Genomic DNA, 26910 nt, shown 5'->3' with positions numbered 1-26910 from the left:
CGACTGAAAACTGGTTGAATTGGCCGAGCATACGACTGTTCCTTAAGCTGTTTCGTAGAGGACGCGATACCGACCAAAGGCCCGTTTCGCACCCTGACAGGTTAGGAACTGCTGCACCCCGCCAGAACCTCCATTTGCACTGCCTCGTCTAGTGCATTTGCACCTTAACGCTGGCCTTTGGGCCGCCACTCACTGGAGAACAAACCTCGCTCCCGCGCCCACACAATTGCTTCGCTGCGACTGTGCACATCCAGCTTGGAATACACCGTCGACACGTGGTTGCGCACAGTATTGGGCGCCAGTTTCAGGCGTGCCGCGATTTCCTTGTCCGCCAGGCCTTCGCAGATCAGGCCGAGCACATCGCGCTCGCGGGCGGTCAGGTCGGTGAAGGACACGCTGGGTAACTGCGGCGAGTTAATGTTCTTCACGTTGGCGAGTTTTTCGATCAACGTACGGGTGAACCAGGAAGCGTCTTTCATCACTTCTTCGATCGCCGCCACCAGTTCCAGCTCGGTACGTTTGCGTTCGGTGATGTTCATCAACACCAGCAGGTAGCAAGGGTTGTCCTGAATGTTCACGGTGTCGGCCGACACCGTGCAGTCAATCACGCTCGAGTCTTTCCTGCGGATTCTGACATCGACCCGATCCAGGCTTCCCGCCTTCTCCAGCGCCGCGAACAGCCGTGTGCGCGCGCCCTTGTCATCGATAAAGTCGAGTTCGGCAACGGTTTTTCCGAGCACCTCTTCACTGGGGTACGCGAGGGTATCCAGGAAGGCTTCGTTGACGTCGATCACCACCTGATCCTGTGCACCACAGACCAGCGTCGGCACCGGCGTCAGGCGAAACGCCTTGGCGAACCGCTCCTCGCTCTGGCGCAGGGCAACCTCGGCCTTGTGCCGCGGCTCCATGTCGACGAAGGAAAACAGCATGCAGTCTTCCTCGTTGAACTCCAGCGGCTGACCGGCGACGATCACCTGCTTGCTGCCGCCTTCAGGCAGTTTCAGCTCAGCCTGCATCTGCGGGATCGTGGCGTGCTCGCGCAGACGCTCGATGGCCAGGTCCCTGTTTTCGGCGCCATCCAGAATGTCCAGCTCATAGGTCGAAGTCCCGATCACCTGATCGCGGGCATAGCCGGTCATTTCCAGGAAGCCCGAATTGACTTTGATGTAACGCAAATCGCTGAGACGACAGATCACCGCCGGTGCCGGATTCGCATTGAACGTCTTCTCGAAACGCTGCTCGGCGCTCGCCCATTCCGTGACATCGTCCATGATCAACACCAGCGACTCCGCCTCGCCGGCGCTGTCGGCGAGGACCATGCTGCGCACGTTATGAACCCACATGCGTTCCTCATCGTCGACCGGCGTCACCTCGACCAACACATCGGCGAAGGTCTCGCCCTTAGCGACGCGGCTGATCGGGTAGTTCTCTGGCGGCACCGGGTGATTATTGCGATAGCGCAAGGCGAAGCGCTTGGCGTACTCCTTGGCATTGGCGCCCAACTCGCCGATCTGACTGACGCCATGCATGGCCAGCGCGGCTTCATTGGCCCACACAATGGTCTGGTCGAGTTCCAGCAAAATCACCCCATCGGACAAACCGGCGATGATTTGCTGCAACTGACGGCGATTGGCTTCGGTGGTCAGGACGTCCTGGCTCATTGGATCTCCAAGGTTGCGGCGGCGCAGTGACGCGCCGCCCTGTGAAGATTACGACCGCAGGGGGTTGGGATAGTGCAAAGCACCTGAAGCTGCACTGACTGTGCAGCCGAACGCAAGCTCGACGGCGGCTACAGCGACCGGGCCAGCCGGTCGGCGAGGGCTTTGGCCTGACTGGCGACGTCGGTGACGGCCGTGCTTTCCCACCACATGCCGCGCAACGGCGGGCCCATGGCGAACAGCCGTTGGGCGACCTGTCCGTCAGCGTCCAGCACCGCGCCATCAACCGCCGCCGCAATCCCCAACGCCAATGGCCCCGGGCGAATCAGCCCGCGCGCCAGCAGTTGTTGCGGCAGCGGTCGGGCCACCCGACGCCAGTCGTATTCGATGCCGCTGGAATTGATCAACGCTGCGCCGCTGACCACCGTGGTTTCAACCTCGCCACGACGGCGGATGCGGATGCTCACCCGCCCCTCGACCGTCGATTCCAGCCCTTTGAACGACGCCGCCTGGATCCGCAACCGCCCTTCCTTGTGCAGCCGCGCCACCAACTCGGCACTCAACGGTGGCGAGCGGTGGTGATGACTTTCCCACCAGGGCCGCACATGCCGCACAAACTGTCGGCGCTGCACGTCCGTCGCCTGATTCCACAACCGGCCGATGTGCGCCCGCACGGTATCGAGCGGCGCCTGCCAGTCGATGCCTTGAGCGATGGCGTCCCGGCAATGCCGGCGCAGTTCGCGCACCAGCTGTCGAGGCGTGCGAATGCACTGATCCTCAGCGAGAAAATCCACCCAGGCCGGCGGCTGCCGGCGCACGTGCGGCAGCAAGCCGTGCCGGGAAAACACTTCGATCGGGCCACGATGCCCGGCCTGCTCCAACGACACGACGGCATCGACCATGGTCAGGCCCGAACCGATGATCAACACCGTCGACTGCGGGTCCAGCCGGCGCATGGCCGCGACATCCCACGGATCCAGCGCCGCAGCGTTCAAACCGCTGGATTCGGTCTGCGGGGTGCGCGCAGCGGGAAACATCCCCGTGGCCAGCACCGCGTAAGCGCCTTGCAAGCGCTGCCCATTACTCAAGGTCAGCAACACTGAGTCGTCCCGGGTTTGCAGATCGACCACCTCGGCCCGCACGTGCTCGACCGTCGATCCGTCCACCGCCCCCACCGCCTGCGCTTGCGCCAAGCGCTGCTGCACGTACACCCCGAACAGGCCCCGGGGCGGGAACAACTCACTGATCGGCACATGCTGCTCATCGGATTCCGGCCAGCCACCGGCCGCGATGTGTTCGGTAAGCCATTGGGTCAGGTCGTCAGCGTTGTCCGGGTCAACGCTCATGCGCGCAGCGTTGCCGTTGAGCGTATGGCCCAGCTCGACCGCGCTGTACGCCTCGCCCCGCCCGAGTTCCGCGCGCGGCTCGATCACCAGCACCGAACGCTTGCCAGGCAATCGCAACAGCTGCGCCGCCAGCATCGCTCCGCTGAGGCCGCCGCCGACGACCAGGATGTCCGCGTGGCGGATGGCGTCGGTCGCCTGTGCGCGCTGGGTTTGAGTCATGGCGTTCTCACTGGTCAATGTTTACCTGAATAGAAACCGGGCAGGTCGCCCCGCGCCAGCAACGACTCGGCCGGTATCGAGGACGTAAGCCGTCGATGCGTAGTTGAGTGCCACGTTAATGTTTTGCTCGGCAATCAGAAAGCTCACCTGCTCGGCACGATTGAGTTGCGCGACGATCTCGACAATCTCCGGGACGATAATAGGCGCCAAACCCATGGATGGTTCATCAAGCAGTACCAAAGTAGGACGTGTCATCAGCGCCCTGCCGATGGCGACCAGGTAGCTCATCGTTTCCGCTGAGCGATAGTCCGCAGTCAAATCACCACGTTTCGCACAAACCGCGTCGCCACAACCCCATCATTGCGGTAGGCGTGCGGCTGGTTGCTGGGGAACATGTAGAACTCGCCGGCGGCGATATCATGCGGCGTGTCGCCCAGCATCAAGGTCAGGCAGCCTTCAAATACAAAGATCTGCTCACTCCAGCCCTCGGCATCCGGTTGCGAGGGGTAGATTTCTCCTGGTTGCAGGCACCACTCCCATTGCTCCACTTCGCGGGTAGCGGTGGCTTTGGACAGCAGAACGGCTTTGCTCCCGGGGATCGTACCGGCCCAGGCCACTTCGTTGATACGGCTCGGATCTCGGGCATCCGGCGCCTGGATCAAATCACTGAACGCCACGTCCAGCGCTTCGGCCACGCGATCAAGGGTGGTCAGGCTGACGTTTTTCTCGCCAGCCTCGATGGCCACCAGCATGCGGCGGCTAACTCCGGACTTTTCGGCCAGCGCGGTCTGGCTCATGTCGGCGGCATGGCGCAGGCGTCGGACGTTCTGGCTGACGTGCTGGAGGACCGAAGCCCGCGGGGTAGAATCTTTGTGCACTATATTGCTCACTCGGTGGGGTTGGGCAGTATACTGCGCAACATTCGACGCATTGTGCGTCGCCCTCAGGTAGCGCGCAAGGTCATGACGTCTGTGAACCCCTCTCACACTTCTCCCCGTTTCTCTCGGTTCAGCAAGGCCGAGTGCGTGCTGGTGCTGATCACCATGGTCTGGGGCGGGACATTCCTGCTGGTGCAGCATGCAATGACCGTCAGCGGGCCGATGTTTTTCGTCGGCCTGCGCTTTGCCGCGGCGGCAATCATTGTTGCGTTGTTCTCATGGCGTCACCTGCGGGACCTGACCCTGTTCGAACTCAAGGCCGGTGCCTTTATCGGCGTGGCGATCATGCTCGGTTACGGCTTGCAGACCGTGGGTTTGCAAAGTATTCCCAGCAGTCAGTCGGCGTTTATTACCGCGCTGTACGTGCCCTTCGTGCCGTTGCTGCAATGGCTGGTGCTGGGGCGGCGTCCGGGGCTGATGCCGAGCATCGGGATCATGCTGGCGTTTACCGGGTTGATGTTGCTGTCCGGGCCTGCGGGCGCGTCCTTTAATTTCAGCCCCGGTGAAATCGCCACGCTCATCAGCGCGGTCGCGATTGCGGCAGAGATCATTCTGATCAGCACCTATGCCGGTCAGGTCGATGTGCGCCGGGTGACGGTGGTGCAACTGGCGACCACGTCGGTGCTGGCGTTCCTGATGGTGGTGCCGACCCAGGAAGTGATTCCGGATTTCTCGTGGTTGTTGCTGTGCAGTGCACTGGGCCTGGGCGCCGCGAGCGCGGCAATCCAGGTGGCGATGAACTGGGCGCAGAAGAGCGTATCGCCGACTCGGGCGACGTTGATCTATGCGGGCGAGCCGGTGTGGGCCGGGATTGTCGGGCGGATCGCCGGGGAGCGGTTGCCGGCGATTGCTCTGGTGGGTGCGGGGTTAATTGTGGCGGCGGTGATAGTGAGTGAGTTGAAGACCAAGGGTAAGGCAGCTGCGACCGAAGAAGAGTTGGAACGGGAAATCCAAGGTTAAGCTTTAAGATTTTCGGTGCCTGGCGGATTGCCTTCGCGGGCAAGCCTCGCTCCTACGGGTTTTGTGTCGTTCGCAAGTTCAGGTATCGACACAAAACCCGTAGGAGCGAGGCTTGCCCGCGAAGGGGCCGGACCTGCTAAAACAGTCCTTCGCAACACTGTAAACCCGGCTTTTCCCGTCTACCTTGAAGGATTCTGCGACAGCTTGGCGTTTGGTGATCCGAGAGCTGGCACGTATGATGCTTCACAAACTTCCGCAGATTAGAAGCCTATGTCCCTGATAGTTCTACTGCTTCTGCCTTTTATCGGCAGCTGTCTGGCGGCTTTGCTGCCACACAACGCGCGTAATACCGAATCTTTACTGGCTGGCCTGGTGGCTTTGATTGGCACCGTCCAGGTTGCCCTCTTGTACCCGCAAATCGCCGATGGCGGCGTCATTCGTGAAGAATTTTTCTGGCTGCCCAGCCTGGGCCTGAACTTCGTCCTGCGCATGGACGGCTTCGCCTGGCTGTTCTCGATGCTGGTGCTGGGCATCGGCACGCTGGTTTCTTTATACGCCCGCTATTACATGTCGCCGGACGATCCGGTGCCGCGTTTCTTTGCGTTTTTCCTGGCGTTCATGGGTGCGATGCTCGGATTGGTGATCTCCGGCAACCTTATCCAGATCGTGTTTTTCTGGGAGCTGACCAGCCTCTTTTCATTCCTGTTGATCGGCTATTGGCACCACCGCGCCGATGCGCGACGCGGCGCCTATATGGCGCTGATGGTCACCGGCGCGGGCGGTTTGTGTTTGCTGGCGGGGGTGATGCTGCTCGGCCATGTGGTCGGCAGCTATGACCTGGACAAGGTCCTGGCCGCCGGCGACCTGATTCGCGCGCATCACCTCTACCCTATCCTGCTGCCCCTGATCCTGATCGGCGCCCTGAGCAAAAGTGCGCAATTCCCCTTCCACTTCTGGCTGCCCCACGCGATGGCAGCGCCGACACCGGTTTCGGCTTATCTGCACTCGGCGACCATGGTCAAGGCCGGGGTGTTTCTGCTCGCGCGGCTCTGGCCGTCGTTGTCCGGCAGTGAAGAATGGTTCTACATCGTCAGCGGCGCCGGGGCTTGTACCCTGTTGCTTGGCGCGTACTGCGCGATGTTCCAGAACGACCTCAAGGGTTTGCTGGCCTACTCGACCATCAGCCACCTCGGCCTGATCACCTTGTTGTTGGGACTTAACAGTCCGCTGGCCGCCGTGGCCGCCGTGTTTCACATCCTCAACCACGCCACGTTCAAGGCCTCGCTGTTCATGGCCGCCGGGATCATCGACCATGAAAGCGGCACCCGTGACATCCGCAAGCTCAGCGGCCTGATCAAGCTGATCCCGTTCACCGCCACCCTGGCCATGGTCGCCAGTGCCTCGATGGCCGGTGTGCCGCTGCTCAACGGCTTCCTGTCCAAAGAGATGTTCTTCGCCGAAACCGTGTTCATCAACGCCACGGCCTGGGTCGAGATGACCTTGCCAATCGTGGCGACCATCGCCGGTACTTTCAGCGTCGCCTATTCGCTGCGCTTCACCGTTGATGTGTTCTTCGGCCCGACCGCCACCGACCTGCCCCACACCCCGCACGAACCGCCACGCTGGATGCGCGCGCCGGTGGAGTTGCTGGTGTTCGCCTGTCTGGTCGTGGGGATTTTCCCGGCGCAAGTGGTCGGCCCGTTGCTGTCCGCTGCGGCCCTGCCGGTGGTGGGCGGCACCTTGCCGGAGTACAGCCTGGCGATCTGGCACGGCTGGAACGCGCCGATGATCATGAGCCTGATCGCCATGTCCTGCGGCATCGTGCTTTACCTGCTGCTGCGCAATCAGCTCAAGCGCGGGCGTTTCAAATACCCGCCGATCATTGGGCGTTTCAACGGCAAGCGCCTGTTCGAACGCAGCCTGGTGGTCATGATGCGCCTCGCCCGTCGGCTGGAGCGGCGAATCAACACCAAGCGCCTGCAAACGCAATTGTTCCTGGTGGTCCTCGCGGCGGTGTTCGCCGGATTGATTCCGATGCTGCACAGCAGCCTGAGCTGGGGTGACCGGCCGAAGATTCCGGGCTCGATCGTGTTCGTGACCCTGTGGCTGCTGGCGATTGCCTGTGCCCTCGGCGCGGCGTGGCAGGCCAAGTATCACCGGCTCGCCGCCCTGACCATGGTCAGCGTCTGCGGCCTGATGACCTGTGTCACCTTTGTCTGGTTCTCGGCGCCGGACCTGGCATTGACGCAACTGGTCGTGGAAGTGGTGACTACGGTGCTGATCCTCCTCGGTCTGCGCTGGTTGCCACGGCGGATCGAAGAGGTGGCGCCCCTGCCGAGCACCCTGCGCAAGGCGCGCATCCGCCGGATCCGCGACTTGCTGCTGTCGAGTGTCGTCGGTGGCGGCATGGCGTTGCTGGCCTACGCGATGCTGACGCGCCAGACGCCCAACCACATTTCCTCGTTCTACCTCAGTCGCGCCCTGCCCGAAGGCGGCGGCAGCAACGTGGTCAACGTGATGCTGGTGGACTTCCGTGGTTTCGATACCCTCGGTGAAATAACTGTGCTGGCCGCCGTGGCCCTGACCGTCTTCGCCCTGTTGCGCCGCTTCCGCCCGCCGAAAGAAAGCCTGCAATTGCCGGCTCAGCAACGCCTGCTGGCGCCCGACGTCGTCACCGACCTGGTCAACCCGCGCCATGCCAGCGACACCGCGCTCGGTTTCATGATGGTCCCGGCGGTGCTGGTGCGCCTGCTGCTGCCGATTGCGGTGGTGGTGTCCTTCTACCTGTTCATGCGCGGGCACAATCAACCGGGTGGCGGTTTTGTCGCCGGGCTGGTGATGTCGGTCGCCTTCATCCTGCAATACATGGTTGCCGGCACCCAGTGGGTCGAGGCACAAATGAGCCTGCGACCGTTGCGCTGGATGGGCACCGGCCTGTTGTTCGCCACGATCACCGGGCTCGGCGCGATGGCAGTCGGGTATCCGTTCCTGACCACCCACACCTGGCATTTTGAACTGCCGGTGCTGGGCGACATTCACATCGCCAGTGCGCTGTTCTTTGATATCGGCGTGTACGCCGTGGTGGTCGGTTCGACGCTGTTGATCCTCACCGCCATCGCTCACCAATCGGTCCGGGGTCACAAGACCGCTGCCCTGCCCAGATCCGTCGCCACCAAAGGAGCCGTCTGATGGAAGAAGTCATCGCAATCGCCATCGGCGTGCTCGCCGCGTCCGGCGTCTGGCTGATCCTGCGGCCACGGACGTTTCAGGTGGTGATGGGCCTGTGCCTGCTGTCCTACGGCGTCAACCTGTTCATCTTCAGCATGGGCAGCTTGTTCATCGGCAAGGAGCCGATCATCAAGGACGGCGTGCCGCAGGACCTGTTGCACTACACCGACCCGCTGCCGCAAGCGCTGGTGCTGACCGCGATCGTGATCAGCTTCGCCATGACAGCGCTGTTTCTGGTGGTGTTGCTGGCCTCGCGCGGCTTGACCGGGACCGACCACGTCGATGGCCGGGAGCCTAAAGAATGAATGCAATGACGCACCTGATCGCGGCACCGATTCTGCTGCCGCTGCTGACCGCCGCCCTCATGCTGATGCTCGGCGAGAAACACCGCCCGTTGAAAGCCAAGATCAACCTGTTCTCCAGCCTGCTGGGCCTGGGGATTTCCGTGCTGTTGCTGCAATGGACGCAAGCCACTGGCGTGCCCGGTTCGATCGGCGTCTACCTCCCGGGCAACTGGCAGGTGCCATTCGGAATCGTGCTGGTGGTCGATCGCCTGTCGGCGTTGATGCTGGTGCTGACCGGGATCATCGGCGTCAGTGCCTTGCTGTTCGCCATGGCCCGTTGGGACGGCGCCGGTTCGAGTTTCCACGCACTGTTCCAGATTCAGATGATGGGCCTTTACGGCGCGTTCCTGACGGCGGATCTGTTCAACCTGTTCGTGTTTTTCGAAGTGCTGCTGGCGGCCTCCTACGGCCTGATGCTCCACGGTTCGGGCCGGGCGCGGGTGTCCTCGGGCTTGCATTACATCTCGATCAACCTGCTGGCGTCGTCGCTGTTCCTGATTGGCGCTGCGCTGATTTATGGCGTCACCGGCACGCTGAACATGGCCGACCTGGCGCTGAAAATCCCGCTGGTGCCGGAAGCCGATCGCGGCCTGCTGCACGCCGGCGCGGGGATTCTCGCGGTGGCGTTCCTGGCCAAGGCAGGGATGTGGCCGCTGAACTTCTGGCTGGTGCCGGCCTATTCCGCCGCCAGCGCACCGGTGGCGGCGATGTTCGCGATCATGACCAAGGTCGGCGTCTACACCTTGCTGCGCTTGTGGACCTTGCTGTTCTCCGGCCAGGCCGGGGCGTCGGCGTACTTTGGTGGCGACTGGCTGATTTACGGCGGCATGGCGACCATCGTCTGCGCCGGCGTGGCAATCCTCGCCGCGCAACGACTGGAACGCATGGCCAGCCTGAGCATTCTGGTGTCGGCGGGGATTCTGCTGTCGGCCATCGGCTTTGCCCAGCCGAACCTGATCGGCGCGGCGCTGTTCTATCTGGTCAGCTCGACCCTGGCGTTGAGCGCGTTGTTCCTGTTGGCCGAGCTGATCGAGCGCTCCCGTTCCGCCAATGAAATGCCGCTGTTCGACGACGGCGACCTGCTTCCACGGCCGATGGAATCCCTGCAACCGCCCAAAGGCATCAACCTCGATGACGAACAGAAAGCCGTGGTCGGCCAGGTGATTCCCTGGACCATGGCCTTCCTCGGCTTGAGCTTCATTGCTTGCTCGCTGCTGATTATCGGCATGCCGCCGTTGTCCGGGTTTATCGGCAAACTCAGCCTGTTGAGTGCCCTGCTCAACCCGTTGGGGTTGGGCAATAGCACCGATGTGCCGATATCGAACGCGGCGTGGGGCTTGCTGGCGTTGCTGATCCTGTCCGGGCTGGCGTCGTTGATTGCCTTCTCGCGGCTGGGCATCCAGCGTTTCTGGACACCCGAAGAACGGCCATCACCGTTGCTGCGACGCTTCGAGTGCGTGCCGATCATCGTCCTGCTGGGGCTGAGTGTTGCGCTGACCTTCAAGGCCGAACCGCTGATGCGCTACACCCAGGCGGCCGCTGATGCCTTGAACAATCCGCAGCAATACGTGATGGCGGTACTGGGCACGCGTGTGGTGCCGAGCCCGGAAGCCAGGGCGGCGATGCTGGAGGTGCAGCCATGAAGCGTCTGTTTCCGGCACCGTGGTTGTCCCTGGCATTGTGGCTGTTGTGGCTGGTGCTGAACCTGTCGATAAGCCCCGGCAACCTGTTGCTCGGCGCGGTGCTGGGGTTCTGCGCGCCGCTGATGATGCGCAAGCTGCGGCCGCTGCCGATCCGCATTCGTCGACCGGGGGTGATCCTGCGTTTGTTCTTCCTGGTCGGTCGTGACGTGCTGGTGTCCAACCTCGTCGTGGCCTGGGGCGTGCTCAATGCCGGTCGCCGTCCACCGCGCCCGCGCTTCATCAAGGTCCCGCTGGACTTGCGCGATGCCAACGGCCTCGCGGCACTGTCGATGATCTGCACGGTGGTCCCCGGGACGGTCTGGTCTGAACTGGCGCTGGACCGCAGCATTCTGTTGCTGCACGTGTTCGATCTGGAGGATGAAACGCTGTTTATCGAACACTTCAAGGCGACCTACGAGCGCCCCTTGATGGAGATCTTCGAATGAGCGAATTGCTGTCGAACGCGATCCTGCTGAGCCTGTTCATCTTTTCGCTGGCGATGATCCTGACCCTGATTCGCCTGTTCAAAGGCCCGTCGGCCCAGGACCGGGTTCTGGCACTGGACTACCTGTACATCATCGCGATGCTGATGATGCTGGCGCTTGGCATTCGGTATGCCAGTGACACTTACTTCGAGGCGGCGCTGCTGATCGCCCTGTTCGGCTTCGTCGGCTCGTTTGCCCTGGCCAAATTCCTGCTGCGTGGCGAGGTGATCGAATGAACGCGGAACTGTCTCTGTGGGTTGAAATACCCGTGGCGATCCTGCTGGTGCTCGGCAGTCTGTTTGCGCTGATCGGCGCCATTGGCCTGGTGCGGATGAAGGATTATTTCCAGCGTATGCACCCGCCGGCACTGGCCTCGACCCTGGGGGCGTGGTGTGTGGCGCTGGCCTCGATCATATATTTTTCGGCGCTGAAGTCCGGGCCGGTGCTGCATGCCTGGCTGATTCCGATCCTGTTGTCGATTACGGTGCCGGTGACCACATTGCTGCTGGCGCGGGCGGCGCTGTTTCGCAAGCGCATGGCGGGGGATGATGTGCCGGCTGAGGTGAGTAGTCGGCGCACAGAAAGCGGGAGTTAGTTCGGAAGATTTGTGTTGGAGGTCAGGGCCTCTTCGCGGGCAAGCCTCGCTCCTACAGGATCGTGGGAAATCACCAACGTGTGATCGACCCAAAACCTGTAGGAGCGAGGCTTGCCCGCGAAGCTTTTCAGATCCAGGCAACAGCCAACAACCCGGCCCCCAACACCACACACAGCGGCGAATAAGCCCAGGTGTCGAGTCGGGCAAACTTCGAATCCTTGACCTGCTTGAAAAACCCGATCAGATTCGAATCGCCGATTGCCCGGGCAAACATCAGCATCGCAATGGCGCTGATTACCCATTGCAGCGACCAGTGATGCACCGTCGGCAAATACAGGCCGACCCGCAGGCATACCAGCATCGCGATCAACAGCAATCCCACCGCGACCAGCAACGTGGCAAACCCCGACGGCTTGAAGGCCGGCCTGGATTCCCCTCCCCCCTCTGGCGATATTCGCGGGACCGCCGCCTCGCTACCTAACTTGCCGCCTGCCGCCCAGTACAGGTGGATCAGGCTGATCAACAGGAAGATGGCAGCCATCCATTGCGCGATCAATAGGCTCATGTTCAGACATCCAGCGTGAAATGTCGCAGCAGGATGAACTTCATTGAACGATTTTGTAAGGGTATTCGTCATCGACGATGATAAAGTGCCGCTCCATGAAACTCGCCCGAACTGATCGCACATTGATGGCATGGATGCTTTATTGCTGCGTCCTGTTCAATGTGTTCGCCTGCAGTATCGGTCACGGGCAAATGGTCGGGATGCAGCTCAACGGCATCGGCGGCCCGTTCTGTTCGGTTGATCCGGCGACCCAGGCGCCAGTTTCCTCGAACTCCTCGGACGACAACCTGCCGACCCTGTCCAAAGCCTTTGGTTGCCCGCTGTGTTCCACCGGTGGCATGGGCCCGGCGCTCAACTCCAGCCTGACCCTGGCGATACTCCCGGAGCAGCACAGCCCGCCTCTGGCTGTCATCGCCAACGCTGACCTCCCCGCCCGTTTCACCTGGCCCTCGGCCAATCCTCGCGCTCCGCCTGTCGCCTGATTTTCTTCGCCTTTCCCGATCAGCCCACTGCGCCAACGCGTGGCGTTCGCCCGTGCGCTGTTTCTTAGCCAGGAATTCAGGATTCATCGATGAAACATGCTTCTTTGTTAGTAAGCCCTTTGCTGGCCAGCCTGTGCGGCTGCCTGTCTGTTAACGCTTGGGCGCAATCCACCGTCGACCTCGCACCGATTACCATTGATGGCGAAGCGACGACCGAGCCAGGGCTGAGCCTCGATCAGTCCAGCGGCATGGCCTCGCGTCTGGGCCTTAGCGTGCGGGAAACCCCGGCATCAGTCGCCATCGCCAACCGCCACGACATCGAGCGGCACGGCGCACAAAACTTCCAGGACGCCGCCAACACCTTGCCGGGTGTCAACGCCAGCGCACCGCCGGGTTTCGGCGGGTTCGTTTCCTACCGCGGTTTCACCAGCGGTCAGATCACACAGATGTTCAACGGCATCAACGTCTCTGGCGGCCTCGCCCGGCCAGTGGATGCATGGATATACGATCGGGTCGAACTGGTGGGTGGCCCCTCGTCGCTGATCAACGGCACCGGCTCCGTGGGTGGCTCATTGAACTACGTGACCAAACTTGCGACCCGCGAAGAGCAAGCGGTCGAAGGTCGTGCCAGTTATGGGACTTATGACACGACCGAGACCGCGTTCGGTCTTAACCACGCACTCAGCGAGGCCGGGGATGATGTGCAGCACTACGCGCGCCTCGACGTCAGCCACAACACCGGCAATGGCTACATCGACCGCCAGGAGCGCGATGCCTGGAGTGTCGCGTTTTCGCTGCTCAGCGACCTGACGCCCAACCTGTCCCACACCCTCGCGCTGGAATACCAGGACGAACACGAAGACAGTCCTTACTGGGGCACACCCGTGCTGAATCCCAAGGCGGGCGAGCTGAAAATCGACGAACACAATCGTTTCAACAATTACAACGTTGAAGACGGGCGTTACGAGCAGCGCACGATCTGGGCTCGCTCGATCATCGACTACCGGATCACCGACAGTACCACCCTGCGCAACACGCTTTACCACCTCGACAGCCAGCGCGATTACCGCAACCTGGAAACCTATCAGTACAACGCCGACAACAGCGCGGTGAATCGCTCCACGGCGTATCAGGTCCGGCATCAGGGCGAACAGAACGGCAACCAGTTCGAACTGCGCCACGACAACACGCTATTGGGCCTGGAGACCACCTGGTCTGGCGGTTTCGAGTACAAGGTCAACCAGACCACCAACTCGCCGTTGAACGTCAAAGGCGCAAGCACCGTTGACCCGAATAACTTCCAGCCGGGGCACTTCTACGACATTCCCGGCACCCGACCGGGATTTGTCAGCGACAAGACCAACGAGGTCACCACCAAAGCCCTGTTCGCCGAAAACCGCCTGGCGCTGACCGACAAACTGGCGTTGCTGACGGGCCTGCGTTACGACGATATCGACCTGGACGTGACCAATCACCGGCAAGTGACCGCCAGCAATCCCCGCCATTTGAAACGCAGCTGGGAGCCGGTGACGGGAAGGGTCGGCCTGACCTACCAGTTCATTCCCTCCGCCAACGTCTACGTGCAATACAGCAGCGCTGCCGAACAACCCAACGGCACGCAGGATTTCGACGTGTCCACCGGCAAGCAATGGGAAGTCGGCAGCAAGTTCGATTATCTGGACGGGCGCGGTTCGGCAACGGTGGCGGCGTACACGATTGAGCGCAAGGATTTCGCAGTGACCGATCCGCTGGACCCGACCCTCAGCATTCCAGTGGGTCAGCAGACGTCGAAGGGGATTGAATTGGCCAGTTCGTTGCAAATCACCGACAAGCTGTTGGCCGAGGGCAACTTCGCGTGGGTTGACGCACAGTACGACGCGTTCACCGAGAAAAATGCGGCGGGCGTGGTGGTATCACGCAAGGGCAACACGCCGACCAATGTGCCGGACCGGGTCGGCAATGTGTGGCTGACCTATGACTTCGCACCGCAGTGGCAAGGGGGTGTCGATGCGCGTTATGTGGCCTCAGTGTTTGCCGACAGCGCCAACACCATGACGGTGCCGTCGTACACGCTCTACGGCACGTTTCTCCGTTACGAGGTCGACCGCCACACCACCGTCACCGGCCGAGTGCGAAATCTGACCAACGAGGTGTATGCCGAGTTTGCGCATGTATCGCCGGCGTATTACCTCGGAACACCGCGTACGTTTGAGCTTGCGGTGCAAACGCGTTTTTAACCCTGCACATGTCTTGTGGCGAGGGAGCTTGCTCCCTAGCCACAATAGTCACTGAAGACTGGCGGAGACTTTATCCGCCACATCCTTCGGCACCCACGCCTGCCATACCTCTGGGTGCGCCTTCATGAACGCCTCCGCCGCTTGCCGTGGCGGGGTGTGTTTTTCGCTCATTTGGGCCAGTGCCTTGTTCAAGGGGTCGATCGGAAAATCGACCTTGCTGAAGAAATCGGCAATCTGCGGGTACTGCTTTTGAAAAGGTGTGGACACGCCAATCGACAGCTTCGAGGCCAGCGAGCGAGTCGGTTTCGGATTAGGGTTATCAGCGTCCGTCAGGGTTTTCCAGGCTTCGGCATCAAAGGGCGGTTCCTCCAGCTGAATCAGCTTGAAGCGCCCAAGCAACGGCGTCGGTGACCAGTAATAAAACAGCACAGGCTTGCCACGACGGATCGACGAACTGATCTCTGCATCCAGCGCAGCCCCGGAACCGCTGCGGAAATTCACATAGCTGTCGTTCAGGCCATAAGCCGTGAGTTTCTGCTTGTTCACCACTTCCGATGTCCAGCCAATCGGGCTGTTGAGGAAGCGTCCCTTGCCCGGGCTTTCCGGATCGCTGAACACGTCCTTGTACTTGGGCAGGTCGCTGACACTGCGCAGATCTGGAGCCAGTGGCTTGATGCCCTTGGCCGGGTCGCCCTTGATCACGTATTCCGGCACCCACCAGCCTTCAGTGGCACCCTTGACCGTGTCGCCCAGGCTCACGACCTTGCCCTCGGCTTCAGCCTTGACCCAGACCGGGCTGCGACCGGCCCACTCCTCGCCAATGACCTGAATGTCATTGTTGGCCAAGGCGGTTTCCAGGGTAATGGTGGTCCCGGGCAAGGTGTCGGTCGGCAGGCCGTAGCCCTTCTCGACGATGATCCGCAGGATGTCGGTGATCAGGCTGCCACTTTCCCAATTCAGGTCGGCAAAATGGATCGGCGCCTGGGCAGCGAATACCGGAATGGGTGAACTCAATACACCCAATGCGGCCAGTGCACCAACCAACAACCGTCGAAATCCTTTCATGCTTTTGCACCTCGTACTGTTCACAGCAAATAGCAGGATGGCCTGACAGAAGACCGCAAGCCTCTGAATACTCAGTCAACTGACTGTAGTAGAGGTTCCTGCTTTCGAGAGGGGCGATTCAATTTTCGGAAGTTTCCTGCAAGCGTGCCAGCTCTCTTCTGACCATGCTGGCGTAAGCCGCCGGGCGCAGCGTGTAAATCTGTGACGCCACCCACGTCAGCCAGCCTCCCTGCAGAACAGCCTTGTGCTCGAACAGCCGTCGGGCTTCGAGGTGCGCACTGGCCTGGTTCTGTTCGTGGAAGTCGGCGCGGGTCAGGGTCATTACTCGCTGGCCTTGAACGTGATCAGTTCGCCTTTGCGCCACTTGGCGGCTTTGGCGGTCACGGCTTTCAGGGTTTTGGTCAGGCCTTCCTGCAGCTGCTGGTGGGCGGCGAAGACCATCACCACGCTATGGCCTTCCTTGAACACAATCGCGTGACCCTCTGCGGTGGTGACAAAGGCGTAATCGCCCAGCCCGTAAACCGTCAGTTTGATTTCACGGAACTTGATGTCGAGCTTGCCGCCTTCACGACTGGGCAGAACCGAAGCGCTGAAATGATCGCCGACCTTGAGCTTCAGCCCAGGCTTGTCGTCGACCACCAGCGCCTCTTCGGTGTCGATCTCGGCAATGTAAATGCCTTCAGCGTTCTGTTCGGTGATGTAAACGAAACGTGACTGAAACTGTTTAACCAGCTTTGCGCGCAAATCACCCAGCACGAACAAAGCATGCATATCGAGATTACTTACTGCCAAGGAAACATCCCCACATCTGAAAATGATGCCGCACGCAGAAAAAGCGCACAGCAGAAAAAAGCGGCCATGCCGAAGTGTTGCCGTAAGACCCGGGTTGAAATCCTGAGCCGAGCAGAGCGCTCATGCCTCGCGAGGTCAGTGAGATTACTGGAATATCACTCGCGCCGTCCTCTGTGAAAGTCGTCAGATGTTGAAGGAAAAAGCCCTTCTCACAGCCAGAGGAAACCGGATTACCAACTTTAGGGAAAAAACTCTTTAAAAAAAGCACTTTTCCGACATATCGCAAATAAAAAATTGCTTTAGATGAACACCGTTCGCTAACCAGTGCGGGTGATTCTAGAGCAGCGATGCTCACCGAGACTACCCAAAACGATGTACACACGTCGGTAAAACAATGAAAAGGACTTCACATGTGCACCATGACTCACTTCGCTTCCCCCCAGACAACGCGCGCAAACAATTACGCCCCGTTGCACCCGGCGGTGTTCCAGCCGCATGAATTGCAGCCTGAAAGCCTGCTGCTGCCACGCTTTCAGGTGGTGCTGGCCGGTAATGCCTTCTTCCATATCAAGGAAATTTCTACGGGTCGTGTAAGAGGTTTCCGTGGCTGCCATAACGAAGCCTGCGCACTTGCCCGCTCACTTGAGTCTCGCATCTGACGCGTTCGCCTGCCTTCATGTCTATAGACGTTTCGTCATGCCGGCGACTTAACTCAGCCGCCGGCAGGCAACTACTGCCATACTGCCCGACCAATGAAATTCGTCCCCAGGACGGACGGCATTCAACACAACAATATATTTCCAAGGGAAGGCAGCTACGTGACGGAATTTGATATCGGTGAATTTTTTATCCGGGGCGAAGCCAGAGAGGTCGAAGGCGAATTCCAGGCAGTCATTGTCATGCGTGCCAAACCACCGTTGACCACGGTGACGTATCACCAAGTCGAGAAGGATCGCTGGTTCAAGACCTCGGACGTCGCTGCCATCGCCGCCAAAGAAGCTGCCCAGGCTCTGAAAACTGCTGTCGATGAAGGTGCATTGAAAGCCTGATCGTCGGATTTGCCGTCTATGCTCTCTCCTGCTTCCCCACATCGCAATCGAACTCCTGAAGCGCGGCCCGCTCAGATGCCATGAAGCCGCACCTCAGATCGCGCCCCGCAAGGAGATGAAGATGGATTCACCTATACACGACTTGAAAGGTTTGTTCGACCAGCTCGGTCTGGACTCCAGTCAGAAAGCCATCGATGAATTCATCGCCAGCCATTCACCTTTGGCCGACGACAAGAAACTCATCGATGCGGAGTTCTGGACGCCGCAACAAGCCGGCTTCCTCAAAGAACAATTGCGTGAAGACGCCGATTGGGCGCGGGTGGTCGACGACCTGAACCTGCGCATGCATCAGATTCACTAGCCCGCCTGTCTTCCGTCAGCGATAAACCTGTGGCGAGGGAGCTTGCTCCCGTTGGACTGCGCAGCAGGCCCATCTTGGGGCCGCTACGCAGCCCAGCGGGAGCAAGCTCCCTCGCCACAGTTGAGTTTCAGGCTTGCTCACCGGTTATCATGTTGAGCATCTAGCGAGGACTTTGCGGTTTGTACCCCAACCGCAACCCACCCCAATGCCGCCCCTTGAGCATGATCGGCACCGAAAGGTCGTGCATCAGTTCGCCTGTGTCGCGGGTGTAAGTCTGCAACAACACCGGCTGTTGATGGCTGCCACAGCGGATGCCGGTGCGGTCGGCAAATTTGCGCTTGGTGCGGTTTTGGACCGTATCGACCTGCGCATCGCCGGTCAGCGGTTGGCTGAAAATTTTGTTATGGGTGGGCACGTAACCCTGCTGGGTACAGGCGATGGCAAACACCAGGCCTTCATGGCGCGGCAGCAACGGTTCCTGGATGGCGGGCAAGACCTGATCGGTGTAACGATCAAAACGCGTCTGAAACTTGGCCGGACTGGTGTTGGGGATCGCCTGGTAATTGCGATCAAACAGATCATCGAGGCTGACACGGCCCTGATCAATATCCGCTTCGAAACGCGCGGCAATCTGGCTGGCGCCTTCGCGGGCCAGGTCATAGATGCGTTGGTGGTAGTCATCCAGCCCGACTTCGGCCAGACGCTCGCTGATGGTTTCGGCCTGGCCTTCCATTTGCACCGCAGCCTGGGCCAGGCGCTGGGTCTGTTGGTCGCTGATCGCCAGGTCGCTGCGCATCTGTTCAATGGCATGGAACAGGCTGTCGAGTTGTTCGCGGTTGGTGTCCGCCCCCTTGGCGATTTCCCCGACCTGATGCTCGACGCCGGCAGCCAGGCGCGCGATGTTTTCCAGGTGCTGGCCGGTGTGCTCGACCTGCTTGACGCCGATGTCGAGGTCGCTGGACAGTTGGCGGATCTGCTCCACCACTTGCGCGGTGCGTTGCTGGATATCGGCGACCATCTCCCCGACTTCGCCAGTCGCCGTCGCCGTGCGCGCCGCCAGGCCGCGAACCTCATCCGCCACCACCGCGAACCCGCGACCATGTTCCCCGGCCCGAGCCGCTTCAATCGCGGCGTTCAAGGCCAGCAGGTTGGTCTGACTGGCGATGGACTGAATCACCAGGGTGACCCGTTGAATATCGTCGCTGCGCAGGCTCAGGGCTTCGATCAGTTCACGGCTGTTATTGGCGCGCTGACTGAGCTGATGCATGCGGCTGATGGACTCGATCAGTTCCGTGCGCCCTGCTGCGCTGCTCTGATGAGCTTCGCTGGCGGCACTGAGGGCTTCGCGGCTGAGTTTCGACGTGGCTTGTTCGGTCCCGATCATCACTTCGGCGTTGCTGACGATTTGCGCCGCCGCGTCGAGTTGCGATTGCAGTTTGTCCGCCAGTTGCTTGACCGAAAAGGCCACGCCCGCGGCCGACAAAGCGTTATGACTGGTGGTGTAGGAAAGATCGCGAGTCAACTCGGCGATGGCGCTGGCGCCGTCGGCGGGCGCTGCTTCGGGCGTGGCGCGCGAGCGCAGGCGAGGCAGCCAGATCACCAGCACCGCCAGTGGCAGGCAAAGGTAAAGCGACCAGCCACCCAACGCCATGCCGCACAGCAAGAGCATCAGGACGATGCTTTGCAGGGTTGGCGTCAGCCAAAGGTTTTTCGGCAAAAACACTGGTGCAGGCACTGCCGCAACCAGAGATCCGTCTCTCGTCATCTTCGTCACCCCAAGGCTCTTCTAATTGTTGTGCATGCATTAAACGCCACCACAAGGCCATTATCTATGGTCCATTAGTAGTGGGCGTTGCAGCAGATCAATAGAAGTGCCTGAGGTTTTCGCAGACGGCAAAAAGCATCGCGGGCAAGCCTCACTCCTGCAGGTTCATCGTGAACCGTGGGAGCGGGCTTGCCCGCGATGCGGGGCGCTACGAAATCAGGCCTGACGCTGGTGCTTGTCGATCTGTTCGTGACGCTCTTGAGCTTCGATGCAGTACTTGGTGGTCGGGCTGATCAGCAGGCGTTTCAGGCCGATGGCCTCGCCGCTGTCATCGCACCAGCCGAAGCTGTCTTCTTTGATGCGTTCCAGAGCCTGTTCCAACTGAGGCAGCATGCGCTGGTCGCGATCGATCGCGTTCACCAGCCAGGTGCGCTCTTCTTCGACAGAAGCAGCGTCGGCCGGATCGGCTGGAGTGTCCAGGCTCTCGATGGCGATGCGGTTCTGTTCGATGCGCTCATGGGTTTCGACTTTCATGTTCTGCAACAGCTCATAGAAAAAAGCATGTTGCTCGGCATTCATGTAGTCATCCGCCGGCATGGCCAGCAACTTGTCCTTTGTCATTGATATCTCTATAAAAAAACGTGCATTAAGGCGAATTAGGGAGCGTTCCGGTGGACCAGGTCTGGCCATCGGAAAGGCGCCGTTTATTCCAAGCGCCACCCGGCACTCAATTTACGAGGGCCGGCAGTCTAAGGCCGACTTGAGGCCTCAGCAACTGAAAAGACAGCGAATTTGTCCGACAAAGCCCGGAAAGTGCTCTATGGCAGCCTCTGCGGTGGTTATCGGAGTGCGTTTATAGCAAGAAATTCAATCGAGCGGCTGTATAGAGAAGACAAATGGTTGCGCCACGCGGGTCAGGCGTGGCGCATTGGCTGTCGGTTCTACGACTCAGCGCTTGAGTTTACGCTTGTTGCGGTATTGGTCGATCACCACCGCCGCCACAATAATCAGTCCCTTGATGATGTCCTGAATATACGCATCAACACCGACAAAGGTAAACCCACTGGCCATCACTCCGAGAATCAAGGCACCGATCACGGTGCCGGTAATGCGCCCGACGCCACCGGCCAGGCTGGTGCCGCCGATGACCGCCGCGGCAATCGCGTCCAGCTCATAAGACATGCCCATCCCCGCCTGCCCGGTCGCGGCACGCGCCGAGGCCACGACGCCCGCCAGGCCCGCCAGCAACCCGGCAATACTGTAGACGATCACCAGATGACGCTTGACGTTGATCCCCGAGGTGCGCGCCGCCTGCATGTTGCCGCCGATGGCGTAGGTGTACTTGCCGTACTTGGTGTAGCGCAGGGCGATGTGAAAGATCACCGCCACCACCAGGAAAATGATCACCGGCATGGCGCCATGACCGATGGCCGTGTAGGAATCCGAGAGCATGCTCACCGGCTGGCCTTCGGTGTAATAACGCGCCAGGCCACGCGCCGAGACCATCATGCCGAGGGTGGCAATGAACGGCGGAATCCCGGTGATGGCAATGATGCTGCCATTGATCGCGCCCGCCAGCAGCCCGACGCCGAGCCCGGCGATCACCGGAATCCATACGGGCAAGTCGGTCAGCGACGGAAACACCGCCCGGGCGAAATCCGAGGTCTGGGCCAGACTCGCAGCGATCATCGCTGACAGCGCCAGCACCGAACCGGAGGACAGGTCGATCCCGGTGGTGATGATCACCTGGGTCACGCCAATCGCCAGCAGGCCGATGATCGACACTTGCAGGATCATCAGCACCAGGCGCTGGGAGTTCATCAGGAAGCTCTGGTCGCGCACGATCCAGCCAAAGACTTCGAAGACCAGGCCGATGCCAATCAGCACCAGGAAGATGCTCAACTCGGTCGGAAAGCGCCGACGACTCTTGACCGGTGCCGTTGCTGGCTTGTTTTCCAGTATCGCGTTCATAACCATTCACCCTTCTAATGAATTCCGGCATCGACTACATACCTGTGGCGAGGGAGCTTGCTCCCGCTCGAGTGCGCAGCGCTCGCCAGTTCTACGGTATGTTCGAGACATTGGGGCCGCTTCGCAGCCCAGCGGGAGCAAGCTCCCTCGCCACAGAATCCCGGTTCACCCCTGGACTCTGCTCACCCTTGGACTCTGTTTGCCCTTGACTCAATGGCGTACGGACATGCCCGAGGCCAGTTGCATGACTCGTTCCTGGGTCGCTTCGCTGCGGTCGAGGGTGCCCATCAGGTCGCCCTCGTGCATGACCATCACCCGGTCGCTCATGCCGAGCACTTCCGGCAGCTCCGAGGAAATCATGATCACCGCCATGCCTTCGCTGGCGAGGTAGGAGATCAGCCGGTAGATCTCGGCCTTGGCGCCGACATCGATGCCACGAGTCGGTTCGTCGAGGATCAGGATGCGTGGATTGGTCATCAGCCAGCGCGCCAGCAAGGCTTTCTGTTGGTTGCCGCCGGACAAGGTGTCGATGCACTGCTCAAGCGACGGGGTTTTCACCCGCAGCTTCTTGCACATGTCTTCGCACAAGACCCGCAGGGCTTTCTGCTGGATGAACCCGTGGCCGGCGTAATGCGGCAGCACCGCCATTTCCATGTTCTCCAGCACCGACAGGCACGGGAACAGGCCGCTGAGCTTGCGATCCTCGGTCAGCAAGGCGAAGCCCTTCTCGATCGCCATGTGCGGATCGCTGATGCGCACCACTTCGCCATCGAGACGAATCTCGCCACCGTCGCTCGGAGTGATGCCAAAAATCGCTTCGGCAACGTTGGTGCGGCCTGAGCCCATCAGCCCGGCGATGCCGAGGATCTCGCCCGCATGCAGGTCGAAGGACACCCCTTTGAAAATGCCGTCGAGCTTGAGGTCGCGCACCGACAACAGCAGATCGCCAATCGGTTTTTCGCGCACCGGGAACAACTGGCTCAGCGCGCGGCCGACCATCATCGAAATCAGGCTGTCGCCGTCCATGCTGTCAGCCCGTTGCAAGCCGATGTAGGCGCCGTCGCGGAACACCGCTACTTCATCGGCGATCTCGAACACTTCGTTCATTTTGTGGGTGATGTAGATGATGCCTTTGCCCTGGCTCTTGAGGTCGGCAATGATCGAGAACAGGTGGGCGACTTCCTTGTCGGTGATGGCCGAGGTCGGTTCGTCCATGATCAGGATGTCGGAATCGTAGGACACCGCTTTGGCGATCTCGACCATCTGCCGCTCGGCGATGCTCAGATTGCCGACCTGCTCCTCCGGGTCGAGGTTGATCCGCAGGCGTTCGAGCAGTTTCGCAGTGCAGCGGTGCATTTCGCGGTGGTCGATCATGTGCAGGCTGTTGAGCTGCTCGCGGCCGATCCAGATGTTCTCGGCGATGCTCATGTGCGGCATCAGGTTGAGTTCCTGGTGGATCATTGCGATCCCGGCCTGCAGCGCGGCCAGCGGCGTATCGAACACCACCGGCTGGCCGCGAAGGCGCAGCTCGCCGGCGTCCGGCTGGTAGATGCCGGCGATGATTTTCATCAGGGTGGACTTGCCCGCACCGTTCTCGCCCATCAGCGCCAGGACGGAGCCGGGGCGCACCCGCAGCTGCACGTCCGACAACGCCACCACACCGGGAAAACCCTTGCTGACGTTGATGATCTCCAGCAGGTACGGCTCATCGACAGGTGTTGCGGTTGGCTGGATACCCACCAACGGGGCGCTCGAAGCAGTCGCTGAAGCGAACATGATCAGGTACTCCATCAGCAAGGTCGCGGTGGCAACCTTGCGTGCTTATTGTTGTTATGGGGCGGACGGGCTATTTGAACGTGTCGACGTTTTGCGGCGTGATCAAACGGTATGGCACCCACACGGCCTGTTCAACCGGCTCGTTTTTGGCCATTTTCACTGCCGTGTCGATGGAGCCGTCGGCCTGACCTTTCGCATCCTGGAACACCGAGACCGCCAGACTGCCTTTCTTGATTGCGTTCAAGCCGTCCGGCGTACCGTCGACACCCGCGATCAGCACACTGCCCTTGTCGACGCCGGCCTGTTGCAGGGCCATCGCGGCACCAATGGCCATTTCGTCGTTGTTGGCCACCACTGCATCAAACTTGCGGCCCTGGGTCAGCCAGTCGTTGACCAGGGTCATGCCTTTATCCCGCAGCCAGGTGCCGGTCTGTTCTTGCTCGATCTTGATGTTCGGGTATTTGGCCAGCACCTCTTTCACGCCCTTGGTGCGGTTGGTGGTGGAGTTGTTCGCGAGGTCGCCCAGCAGAATCACGATGTCGCCCTTGCCGCCCATTTTGTCGGCCAGGTATTGCATCTGCATTTCACCGGCTTCCAGGTCGTTGGAGGCCACAGTGACCACGCCTTTGGGCAGTTTCAGGTCATCGGGACGACGGTTGACGTAGACCAGCGGGATGCCGGCCTTGACGGCGGCTTCGGTGATTTTCTTGGTGGCGGCGGTATCCACCGGGTTAACCACGATGGCATCGACTTTCTGGCTGATGAAGCTTTCGACCTGGCTCAACTGCTTGACCACGTCGCTGCGCGCATCTTCGAATTGCAGCTGCACGCCGTCGGGGTAGGACTTGGCTTTCTTGTCCATGGATTCGCGCAGGTAGGTCAGCCAGGTGTCATCGAACTGGGACATGCTGACGCCGATCTTCATGTCGGCGAGTGCAGCGCCACTGGCGAACATCAGGGACAAGGCCAGTGAGGCAAAACGGATCTTGGTCTTCATGAAAAGTCTTTCTCCACATTCTTGTTGGTTTTATGGATGAGGCGTGACGATTTTCAGTAAGCAGGCAAGCGGGAAAAGCTGTGAAAACGAGCGAGAGGCAGTTCGCTGGAAATGACTTTATTGGAATATTATTTCTATATCAACTCATTTTAGAATTTTATTCTGATTTTGTTCCATGGCTCTCAAACGGGCTCAATTCCACGACCTGACGCCGTTCGAAACTCAAGCGCGCAGCGTCTAGAACGCGGGTGGTCGCCAGTGCATCACGGGCTTCGACAGGCAGTGGGCCACCGCTCTGTAACGCGGTTTGTAGCTGCAAATAGAACTGATTCCAGCATCCGCGTTCCGAGGGCACCCGCTCACGCACTTCGCCCTGTTCAAACCAGCCCCAGCGGCGATGCTCTTCCCCGCCCCAGCGCTCACCCTCGGATTTCGGCGATAGCCCGGCGAGCGCTGAAGCTTCCTGCCCGTCCAGACCATCGACGCTGTAACAACCTTGAGTGCCGGTCACGCGAAAACGCGGGCCAGGGGTGTTTTGCAGGCAACTGCCGCCCAGGTGCGAGATCACTCCGTTGGCGTGGGTCAGGGATACAAAGAAGCCGTTGTCGAAGGCCTGGTCTTTTTCCCGGTAATCCAGTTCGGCGTACACCCGGGTCACCGGGCCGAACAGCAGCAACGCCTGATCCACCAGGTGGCTGCCCAAATCGCGCAGGAAGCCGCCGCCACTGCCGTTGTTCACCGATTGCGGCGAGTAACGCTCGATCCGCGACTCGAAACGGGTGACACGGCCCAGAGCGCCGGACTCGATGAGTTTGCGCACGGTGAGGAAGTCCGAGTCCCAGCGACGGTTCTGGTAGACGCTGAGCCGCACGCCCTGGCGCTCGGCCATGGTGATCAGGGTTTGCGCTTGCTGCGCATCGGCGGCAAACGGCTTGTCGCTAACCACCGCCACGCCGTGTTCGATGCCGTCGAGCACCAGCGCCGGGCGCCCCTTGAGCGGCGTCGATACCACCAGCACATCGATCCCGGCTTCGACCAATTGGCCGATGCTGTCGAAGGCCGGTACGCCAGGGTGTTCGGCCGCCAGCAATTGTCGACGTTCCGGGGAACGGGTGACCACGCCCACGAACGTCGCCGCCGGCAGGCTGCTGATCAGCGGAGCATGGAAAAACCGGCCGCCATGGCCGTAACCGACAAGTCCGATGCGCATGAAAATGTTCTCCTTATAAATAGCTGCCGGATATACACGCCCCCTGTGGGAGCTAGCCTGCTCGCGATAGCGGAGTGTCAGCCGACATTAATGTTGAATGTGCTGGCGCTATCGCGAGCAGGCTCGCTCCCACAGGGGACGGTGCTCAACCGTAGAAACGGGGGCGGTCAGGGAGTGTGACTTTGACGATCGCTCCGCTGTTTTGTGCTTCGATGCAGGCGTCGGCAGCGACGGCGGCAGCGAAGCCATCCCATGCTGACGGGCCTCCGACCTGCCCCGCTCGCACGCCATCGATGAAGGCCTGCAACTCCACGTCATAGGCCGCGATGAAGCGATCCTTCCAGTCCATCAAAATCGCGTTCGACAACTTCGCGCCACTGCGCAGTTGAACCTGCGAAGGCTCCGGCAGTTTGGCGATGCCGGTCTCCCCCACCACTTCGCACTGGATGTCGTAGCCGTACTGGCAATTGACGAACACTTCGACGTCGATGCGTGTGCCCTTGGCAGTCTCCAGCAGGACGATTTGCGGGTCTTTCAAATGCGCGAGGGCCTTGCTGCTCTTGCGTGGGAACACCACTTGCACGGACACGTAATCGTCATCGAGCAACCAGCGCAGCACGTCGAGTTCGTGGATCAGCGTATCGGTGATGGCCATGTCGGTCTTGTAGTTCTCGCCCACGGTCGGGTTGCGGTGCGCGCAATGGAGCATCAACGGTTCACCGATCTGACCGCTGTCGATCACCGCTTTGAGTGCGCGATAGCCTTCGTCATACGGCCGCATGAAACCGACCTGCACCAGGCGCTTGCCGTGGGCCACTTCGGCCTCGACGATGTTGCGACAGCCTTCGGCGGTGACGGCCAGGGGCTTCTCGCAGAACACCGGTTTACCCGCCGCAATCGCCGCCAGCACAAACGCTTCGTGGCTCGGGCCCCAGGAAGTGACGAGGATCGCTTCGACTTCTGGCGCGTTGATCAGCGCCAGACCGTCGGGGTAGACCTCGGCGGTCAGATTCAGGTCGGACACGACTTTGGCCGCTTGCTGCAAATTGATGTCGGTGACGGCGACCACCTGGCTGTTGAGCAAGGTCTGGCTGCAACGACGGATGTGGTCCTGGCCGATGGCCCCGGTGCCGATGACGCCTAACTTTAATGACATGTAAGGACTCCTTATTGTTCGATTCAGGG

At 60.5% G+C, this 26910-nt stretch carries 27 protein-coding genes and 1 pseudogene; 12 read left to right on the top strand and 16 right to left on the bottom strand.

The genetic code is table 11. The features are described 5' to 3' along the window. Nucleotides 1–164: 164 nt before the first annotated feature. The 4 genes and pseudogenes from RHP74_RS12810 to RHP74_RS12795 all read right to left on the bottom strand — a co-directional run bounded on the left by RHP74_RS12810 (nucleotide 165) and on the right by RHP74_RS12795 (nucleotide 4101). On the bottom strand, nucleotides 165–1661 hold the full coding sequence (locus RHP74_RS12810; RefSeq protein ID WP_077749707.1) for a helix-turn-helix transcriptional regulator: 1497 nt from the start codon (nucleotides 1659–1661) through the stop codon (nucleotides 165–167). A 128-nt stretch (nucleotides 1662–1789) separates the two neighbouring features. After that, nucleotides 1790–3223, bottom strand: a complete 1434-nt coding sequence (locus tag RHP74_RS12805; protein WP_311099757.1) for an FAD/NAD(P)-binding protein — start codon at nucleotides 3221–3223, stop codon at nucleotides 1790–1792. A gap of 14 nt (nucleotides 3224–3237) precedes the next feature. Beyond that, nucleotides 3238–3502: pseudogene (locus RHP74_RS12800) on the bottom strand (ABC transporter ATP-binding protein); the annotation flags it as partial. A 35-nt stretch (nucleotides 3503–3537) separates the two neighbouring features. Beyond that, nucleotides 3538–4101, bottom strand: coding sequence for an XRE family transcriptional regulator (locus RHP74_RS12795; RefSeq protein WP_311099755.1), 564 nt, complete (start codon nucleotides 4099–4101; stop codon nucleotides 3538–3540). On the opposite strand from RHP74_RS12795, the gene RHP74_RS12790 reads away from it, so the two are divergent. The 7 genes from RHP74_RS12790 (at nucleotide 4096) to RHP74_RS12760 (ending at nucleotide 11455) form a co-directional block, all read left to right on the top strand. Next, on the top strand, nucleotides 4096–5121 hold the full coding sequence (locus RHP74_RS12790) for a DMT family transporter (RefSeq protein ID WP_083376928.1): 1026 nt from the start codon (nucleotides 4096–4098) through the stop codon (nucleotides 5119–5121). The genes RHP74_RS12795 and RHP74_RS12790 overlap by 6 nt on opposite strands. Before the next feature lie 270 nt (nucleotides 5122–5391). Continuing rightward, nucleotides 5392–8310, top strand: a complete 2919-nt coding sequence (locus tag RHP74_RS12785; RefSeq protein WP_145310298.1) for a monovalent cation/H+ antiporter subunit A — start codon at nucleotides 5392–5394, stop codon at nucleotides 8308–8310. Then, a complete protein-coding gene (locus tag RHP74_RS12780) occupies nucleotides 8310–8654 on the top strand; it encodes a Na+/H+ antiporter subunit C (protein ID WP_007986256.1) in 345 nt (114 codons plus the stop codon). The genes RHP74_RS12785 and RHP74_RS12780 overlap by 1 nt, the downstream gene beginning before the upstream one ends. Beyond that, nucleotides 8651–10336 (top strand): monovalent cation/H+ antiporter subunit D, encoded by a 1686-nt coding sequence (locus tag RHP74_RS12775; protein ID WP_102595422.1) that lies wholly within the window; start codon nucleotides 8651–8653, stop codon nucleotides 10334–10336. Before RHP74_RS12780 ends, RHP74_RS12775 begins: the two co-directional genes overlap by 4 nt. Then, a complete protein-coding gene (locus RHP74_RS12770) occupies nucleotides 10333–10821 on the top strand; it encodes a Na+/H+ antiporter subunit E (RefSeq protein WP_145310302.1) in 489 nt (162 codons plus the stop codon). The genes RHP74_RS12775 and RHP74_RS12770 overlap by 4 nt, the downstream gene beginning before the upstream one ends. Beyond that, complete coding sequence (locus RHP74_RS12765) at nucleotides 10818–11096, top strand: K+/H+ antiporter subunit F (protein WP_007935991.1); 279 nt, start codon at nucleotides 10818–10820, stop codon at nucleotides 11094–11096. Before RHP74_RS12770 ends, RHP74_RS12765 begins: the two co-directional genes overlap by 4 nt. Further along, nucleotides 11093–11455 (top strand): Na+/H+ antiporter subunit G, encoded by a 363-nt coding sequence (locus tag RHP74_RS12760; RefSeq protein ID WP_010459660.1) that lies wholly within the window; start codon nucleotides 11093–11095, stop codon nucleotides 11453–11455. The genes RHP74_RS12765 and RHP74_RS12760 overlap by 4 nt, the downstream gene beginning before the upstream one ends. A gap of 127 nt (nucleotides 11456–11582) precedes the next feature. On the opposite strand, the gene RHP74_RS12755 is transcribed toward RHP74_RS12760, so the two are convergent. Then, nucleotides 11583–12020, bottom strand: coding sequence for a DUF3995 domain-containing protein (locus tag RHP74_RS12755; protein ID WP_010459658.1), 438 nt, complete (start codon nucleotides 12018–12020; stop codon nucleotides 11583–11585). Between the two features lie 95 nt (nucleotides 12021–12115). Between RHP74_RS12755 and RHP74_RS12750 the strand changes: the two genes are divergently transcribed. Continuing rightward, a complete protein-coding gene (locus tag RHP74_RS12750; RefSeq protein ID WP_077749714.1) occupies nucleotides 12116–12502 on the top strand; it encodes a DUF2946 domain-containing protein in 387 nt (128 codons plus the stop codon). 89 nt (nucleotides 12503–12591) lie between these two features. Beyond that, nucleotides 12592–14739 carry a TonB-dependent receptor gene (locus RHP74_RS12745; protein ID WP_311099749.1) on the top strand — a complete coding sequence of 716 codons (2148 nt, stop codon included), beginning with the start codon at nucleotides 12592–12594 and terminating at the stop codon, nucleotides 14737–14739. Nucleotides 14740–14787: 48 nt separating this feature from the next. Here the strand turns inward: RHP74_RS12745 and RHP74_RS12740 are convergent, their stop codons facing one another. From RHP74_RS12740 to RHP74_RS12725, 4 genes are all read right to left on the bottom strand, one after another. After that, entirely contained in the window at nucleotides 14788–15804 is a 1017-nt protein-coding gene (locus RHP74_RS12740) for an ABC transporter substrate-binding protein (RefSeq protein WP_311099747.1), read from the bottom strand. Between the two features lie 118 nt (nucleotides 15805–15922). After that, nucleotides 15923–16126 carry a hypothetical protein gene (locus RHP74_RS12735; RefSeq protein ID WP_010459649.1) on the bottom strand — a complete coding sequence of 68 codons (204 nt, stop codon included), beginning with the start codon at nucleotides 16124–16126 and terminating at the stop codon, nucleotides 15923–15925. Continuing rightward, entirely contained in the window at nucleotides 16126–16596 is a 471-nt protein-coding gene (locus RHP74_RS12730; protein ID WP_042932119.1) for a hypothetical protein, read from the bottom strand. Before RHP74_RS12730 ends, RHP74_RS12735 begins: the two co-directional genes overlap by 1 nt. Next, the gene (locus RHP74_RS12725) at nucleotides 16583–16951 is read right to left on the bottom strand and encodes a hypothetical protein (RefSeq protein ID WP_146012942.1); all 369 of its coding nucleotides are present in this window, start codon (nucleotides 16949–16951) and stop codon (nucleotides 16583–16585) included. The genes RHP74_RS12730 and RHP74_RS12725 overlap by 14 nt, the downstream gene beginning before the upstream one ends. Nucleotides 16952–17006: 55 nt before the next feature. On the opposite strand from RHP74_RS12725, the gene RHP74_RS12720 reads away from it, so the two are divergent. From RHP74_RS12720 to RHP74_RS12710, 3 genes are all read left to right on the top strand, one after another. Further along, nucleotides 17007–17255 (top strand): hypothetical protein, encoded by a 249-nt coding sequence (locus tag RHP74_RS12720; protein WP_010459645.1) that lies wholly within the window; start codon nucleotides 17007–17009, stop codon nucleotides 17253–17255. 159 nt (nucleotides 17256–17414) lie between these two features. After that, the gene (locus RHP74_RS12715; RefSeq protein WP_010459643.1) at nucleotides 17415–17645 is read left to right on the top strand and encodes a hypothetical protein; all 231 of its coding nucleotides are present in this window, start codon (nucleotides 17415–17417) and stop codon (nucleotides 17643–17645) included. A gap of 121 nt (nucleotides 17646–17766) precedes the next feature. Next, the gene (locus RHP74_RS12710) at nucleotides 17767–18006 is read left to right on the top strand and encodes a DUF2789 domain-containing protein (protein ID WP_010459641.1); all 240 of its coding nucleotides are present in this window, start codon (nucleotides 17767–17769) and stop codon (nucleotides 18004–18006) included. A 160-nt stretch (nucleotides 18007–18166) separates the two neighbouring features. Here RHP74_RS12710 and RHP74_RS12705 read toward each other — a convergent pair whose 3' ends face one another. The 7 genes from RHP74_RS12705 to RHP74_RS12675 form a co-directional block, all read right to left on the bottom strand. Beyond that, nucleotides 18167–19390, bottom strand: coding sequence for a methyl-accepting chemotaxis protein (locus RHP74_RS12705; protein WP_370655171.1), 1224 nt, complete (start codon nucleotides 19388–19390; stop codon nucleotides 18167–18169). Between the two features lie 597 nt (nucleotides 19391–19987). Further along, nucleotides 19988–20392 (bottom strand): TraR/DksA family transcriptional regulator, encoded by a 405-nt coding sequence (locus RHP74_RS12700; protein ID WP_010459637.1) that lies wholly within the window; start codon nucleotides 20390–20392, stop codon nucleotides 19988–19990. Nucleotides 20393–20719: 327 nt separating this feature from the next. Continuing rightward, nucleotides 20720–21742: an ABC transporter permease gene (locus tag RHP74_RS12695; protein WP_145310308.1), complete on the bottom strand. Its 1023-nt coding sequence runs from the start codon at nucleotides 21740–21742 to the stop codon at nucleotides 20720–20722. 210 nt (nucleotides 21743–21952) lie between these two features. After that, nucleotides 21953–23518 (bottom strand): sugar ABC transporter ATP-binding protein, encoded by a 1566-nt coding sequence (locus RHP74_RS12690; protein ID WP_311099741.1) that lies wholly within the window; start codon nucleotides 23516–23518, stop codon nucleotides 21953–21955. A gap of 70 nt (nucleotides 23519–23588) precedes the next feature. Further along, nucleotides 23589–24515, bottom strand: a complete 927-nt coding sequence (locus RHP74_RS12685; RefSeq protein WP_010459630.1) for a sugar ABC transporter substrate-binding protein — start codon at nucleotides 24513–24515, stop codon at nucleotides 23589–23591. A gap of 157 nt (nucleotides 24516–24672) precedes the next feature. Next, nucleotides 24673–25725, bottom strand: a complete 1053-nt coding sequence (locus tag RHP74_RS12680) for a Gfo/Idh/MocA family protein (RefSeq protein ID WP_288115004.1) — start codon at nucleotides 25723–25725, stop codon at nucleotides 24673–24675. A gap of 145 nt (nucleotides 25726–25870) precedes the next feature. Next, nucleotides 25871–26881 carry a Gfo/Idh/MocA family protein gene (locus tag RHP74_RS12675; RefSeq protein ID WP_145310314.1) on the bottom strand — a complete coding sequence of 337 codons (1011 nt, stop codon included), beginning with the start codon at nucleotides 26879–26881 and terminating at the stop codon, nucleotides 25871–25873. Between the last annotated feature and the right edge of the window lie 29 nt (nucleotides 26882–26910).

The organism is Pseudomonas sp. SG20052 (genome assembly GCF_031766055.1).
GTDB lineage: Bacteria > Pseudomonadota > Gammaproteobacteria > Pseudomonadales > Pseudomonadaceae > Aquipseudomonas > Aquipseudomonas mandelii.
Note: the sequence above shows the minus strand (reverse complement) of the source record. Positions and strands in the feature narration are given on the sequence as shown.

Excerpts from the sequence above, each read along its gene's own strand:
- RHP74_RS12810 (WP_077749707.1), bottom strand. The coding sequence starts at position 1,661 with ATGAGCCAGGACGTCCTGACCACCGAAGCCAATCGCCGTCAGTTGCAG.
- RHP74_RS12805 (WP_311099757.1), bottom strand. The coding sequence starts at position 3,223 with ATGACTCAAACCCAGCGCGCACAGGCGACCGACGCCATCCGCCACGCG.
- RHP74_RS12785 (WP_145310298.1), top strand. The coding sequence starts at position 5,392 with ATGTCCCTGATAGTTCTACTGCTTCTGCCTTTTATCGGCAGCTGTCTG.
- RHP74_RS12780 (WP_007986256.1), top strand. The coding sequence starts at position 8,310 with ATGGAAGAAGTCATCGCAATCGCCATCGGCGTGCTCGCCGCGTCCGGC.
- RHP74_RS12775 (WP_102595422.1), top strand. The coding sequence starts at position 8,651 with ATGAATGCAATGACGCACCTGATCGCGGCACCGATTCTGCTGCCGCTG.
- RHP74_RS12770 (WP_145310302.1), top strand. The coding sequence starts at position 10,333 with ATGAAGCGTCTGTTTCCGGCACCGTGGTTGTCCCTGGCATTGTGGCTG.
- RHP74_RS12765 (WP_007935991.1), top strand. The coding sequence starts at position 10,818 with ATGAGCGAATTGCTGTCGAACGCGATCCTGCTGAGCCTGTTCATCTTT.
- RHP74_RS12760 (WP_010459660.1), top strand. The coding sequence starts at position 11,093 with ATGAACGCGGAACTGTCTCTGTGGGTTGAAATACCCGTGGCGATCCTG.
- RHP74_RS12755 (WP_010459658.1), bottom strand. The coding sequence starts at position 12,020 with ATGAGCCTATTGATCGCGCAATGGATGGCTGCCATCTTCCTGTTGATC.
- RHP74_RS12750 (WP_077749714.1), top strand. The coding sequence starts at position 12,116 with ATGAAACTCGCCCGAACTGATCGCACATTGATGGCATGGATGCTTTAT.
- RHP74_RS12745 (WP_311099749.1), top strand. The coding sequence starts at position 12,592 with ATGAAACATGCTTCTTTGTTAGTAAGCCCTTTGCTGGCCAGCCTGTGC.
- RHP74_RS12740 (WP_311099747.1), bottom strand. The coding sequence starts at position 15,804 with ATGAAAGGATTTCGACGGTTGTTGGTTGGTGCACTGGCCGCATTGGGT.
- RHP74_RS12735 (WP_010459649.1), bottom strand. The coding sequence starts at position 16,126 with ATGACCCTGACCCGCGCCGACTTCCACGAACAGAACCAGGCCAGTGCG.
- RHP74_RS12720 (WP_010459645.1), top strand. The coding sequence starts at position 17,007 with ATGTGCACCATGACTCACTTCGCTTCCCCCCAGACAACGCGCGCAAAC.
- RHP74_RS12710 (WP_010459641.1), top strand. The coding sequence starts at position 17,767 with ATGGATTCACCTATACACGACTTGAAAGGTTTGTTCGACCAGCTCGGT.
- RHP74_RS12705 (WP_370655171.1), bottom strand. The coding sequence starts at position 19,390 with ATGATCGGGACCGAACAAGCCACGTCGAAACTCAGCCGCGAAGCCCTC.
- RHP74_RS12700 (WP_010459637.1), bottom strand. The coding sequence starts at position 20,392 with ATGACAAAGGACAAGTTGCTGGCCATGCCGGCGGATGACTACATGAAT.
- RHP74_RS12695 (WP_145310308.1), bottom strand. The coding sequence starts at position 21,742 with ATGAACGCGATACTGGAAAACAAGCCAGCAACGGCACCGGTCAAGAGT.
- RHP74_RS12690 (WP_311099741.1), bottom strand. The coding sequence starts at position 23,518 with ATGTTCGCTTCAGCGACTGCTTCGAGCGCCCCGTTGGTGGGTATCCAG.
- RHP74_RS12685 (WP_010459630.1), bottom strand. The coding sequence starts at position 24,515 with ATGAAGACCAAGATCCGTTTTGCCTCACTGGCCTTGTCCCTGATGTTC.
- RHP74_RS12680 (WP_288115004.1), bottom strand. The coding sequence starts at position 25,725 with ATGCGCATCGGACTTGTCGGTTACGGCCATGGCGGCCGGTTTTTCCAT.
- RHP74_RS12675 (WP_145310314.1), bottom strand. The coding sequence starts at position 26,881 with ATGTCATTAAAGTTAGGCGTCATCGGCACCGGGGCCATCGGCCAGGAC.